Raw genomic sequence first — 523 nt, 5'->3', positions numbered from 1 at the left:
TCAATTACTATTGTCTACAATAGCGCTAGAAAACAAAACCTCTGATATCTTCAATTCAGACATCAGAGGCACTCACTTCTATAGATTACAAATTTATTTTTTCCAAAACTGAGTCTGATAATTTATGGATAGCAGGTTTTTGCTTAACTTTAATTAAGTACCCAAGATCAGTCAACTTATCCAGTAATTGATTCATTTTGTATCTCGAAAAACCCAAAAAATTTGCAATAGTAGAGTCCTCCAAATTTTGATAACTAGCAAAAACATAGTCTTGAAGATATCCATATAACACATTTTTTTCATTTCCCTTTATATCTTTTACAGACTTAAGATAATCATCTAAAACATTCATCTTAGCAGTTGCTTCTTTTAATTGATTCAAAGAATTATTCTGTCCTTCAAGAATTATTTCCAATAGATCTTCGATGAGATGAGTTACCTCACCCTGATTTCTCGGATTAGAAACTTCTAGTAACGCATCATAATACTTCTCTCGATTTTTATTAATAGAATTCGATATTGA

1 pseudogene is annotated in these 523 nt (G+C 30.0%); it reads right to left on the bottom strand.

Features of this window, described 5'->3' with window-relative positions:
* Positions 1–85: 85 nt before the first annotated feature.
* Positions 86–523 (bottom strand): annotated as a pseudogene (locus tag ACPC58_RS11720) (Fic family protein); the annotation flags it as partial.

This window comes from Streptococcus sp. VTCC 12905 (assembly GCF_049893385.1).
In the GTDB taxonomy this organism is placed as follows: domain Bacteria; phylum Bacillota; class Bacilli; order Lactobacillales; family Streptococcaceae; genus Streptococcus; species Streptococcus suis_AA.
Note: the sequence above shows the minus strand (reverse complement) of the source record. Positions and strands in the feature narration are given on the sequence as shown.